2 rRNA genes (1 of these 2 running past the window's edge) are annotated in these 2,084 nt (G+C 57.1%); both read left to right on the forward strand.

Annotated elements, in window-relative coordinates:
- Positions 1–185: 185 nt before the first annotated feature.
- Positions 186–1,705 (forward strand): 16S ribosomal RNA (locus AB0K11_RS27770).
- Between the two features lie 265 nt (positions 1,706–1,970).
- Positions 1,971–2,084: ribosomal RNA gene (locus AB0K11_RS27775) — 23S ribosomal RNA — on the forward strand (it continues 2,534 nt past the right edge of the window).
- Together the 16S and 23S rRNA genes form the textbook arrangement of a ribosomal RNA operon.

A 2,084-nucleotide genomic window follows, 5' to 3' on the forward strand; every position in this document is an offset into this window, starting at 1 on the left:
GCGGGTGTGTTGTTTGAGAACTCAATAGTGTGTTTGGTGGTTTTTGTTTGTTGTTTTTTGGGGTTGTGTCCGCATTTTCCCGTTTGGGGGTGCAGCCTCGTTTTTTGGATGCCAGTTTTTGGTGTCTTGTTTTTGTGATCGGATTTTTCTGATTCGAATTCACCTGACTTTGGTTGGGTTGTTTTTGTTTGGAGAGTTTGATCCTGGCTCAGGACGAACGCTGGCGGCGTGCTTAACACATGCAAGTCGAACGGAAAGGCCCTTCGGGGTACTCGAGTGGCGAACGGGTGAGTAACACGTGGGTGATCTGCCCTGCACTTTGGGATAAGCCTGGGAAACTGGGTCTAATACCGAATACACCTCTTGGGTTGCATGACCTTTGGGGGAAAGCTTTTGCGGTGTGGGATGGGCCCGCGGCCTATCAGCTTGTTGGTGGGGTGATGGCCTACCAAGGCGACGACGGGTAGCCGGCCTGAGAGGGTGTCCGGCCACACTGGGACTGAGATACGGCCCAGACTCCTACGGGAGGCAGCAGTGGGGAATATTGCACAATGGGCGCAAGCCTGATGCAGCGACGCCGCGTGGGGGATGACGGCCTTCGGGTTGTAAACCTCTTTCAGCACAGACGAAGCGCAAGTGACGGTATGTGCAGAAGAAGCACCGGCCAACTACGTGCCAGCAGCCGCGGTAATACGTAGGGTGCGAGCGTTGTCCGGAATTACTGGGCGTAAAGAGCTCGTAGGTGGTTTGTCGCGTTGTTCGTGAAAACCGGGGGCTTAACCCTCGGCGTGCGGGCGATACGGGCAGACTGGAGTACTGCAGGGGAGACTGGAATTCCTGGTGTAGCGGTGGAATGCGCAGATATCAGGAGGAACACCGGTGGCGAAGGCGGGTCTCTGGGCAGTAACTGACGCTGAGGAGCGAAAGCGTGGGGAGCGAACAGGATTAGATACCCTGGTAGTCCACGCCGTAAACGGTGGGTACTAGGTGTGGGTTTCCTTCCTTGGGATCCGTGCCGTAGCTAACGCATTAAGTACCCCGCCTGGGGAGTACGGCCGCAAGGCTAAAACTCAAAGGAATTGACGGGGGCCCGCACAAGCGGCGGAGCATGTGGATTAATTCGATGCAACGCGAAGAACCTTACCTGGGTTTGACATGCACAGGACGCCGGCAGAGATGTCGGTTCCCTTGTGGCCTGTGTGCAGGTGGTGCATGGCTGTCGTCAGCTCGTGTCGTGAGATGTTGGGTTAAGTCCCGCAACGAGCGCAACCCTTGTCTCATGTTGCCAGCACGTCATGGTGGGGACTCGTGAGAGACTGCCGGGGTCAACTCGGAGGAAGGTGGGGATGACGTCAAGTCATCATGCCCCTTATGTCCAGGGCTTCACACATGCTACAATGGCCGGTACAAAGGGCTGCGATGCCGTGAGGCTTAGCGAATCCTTTAAAGCCGGTCTCAGTTCGGATCGGGGTCTGCAACTCGACCCCGTGAAGTCGGAGTCGCTAGTAATCGCAGATCAGCAACGCTGCGGTGAATACGTTCCCGGGCCTTGTACACACCGCCCGTCACGTCATGAAAGTCGGTAACACCCGAAGCCGGTGGCCTAACCCCTTGTGGGAGGGAGCCGTCGAAGGTGGGATCGGCGATTGGGACGAAGTCGTAACAAGGTAGCCGTACCGGAAGGTGCGGCTGGATCACCTCCTTTCTAAGGAGCACCACGAGACCCATGGCCCGCCCACATCGTGTGGGGGTTCGGTGACCTGGGCGATTCGTTGGATGGGCTTGCCCTGTAGTGGGCGCAAGTTCTGGTGCATAGCAACAGACATGTTCGTCCGAGTGAATGCCGGACGGCGAAAAATCCATCAGACACACTATTGGGCTTTGAGACAACAGGCCCGCGGGCTCACCCCAGTGGGGGTGGGCGCCGGCTCTGAGGTTGTCCCGAGGTCGCTTTCACAGTTTCTTGTGGGGGTGTCGGGATGAGCGAGGGGTTTCTGTTGTTGCCCTGCTTTGGTGGTGGGGTGTGGTGTTTGATTTGTGGATAGTGGTTGCGAGCATCGAGACGCATGATGGCCTTTTGGTCA

Source organism: Mycobacterium sp. NPDC050551 (assembly GCF_040674075.1).
Classification (GTDB): domain Bacteria; phylum Actinomycetota; class Actinomycetes; order Mycobacteriales; family Mycobacteriaceae; genus Mycobacterium.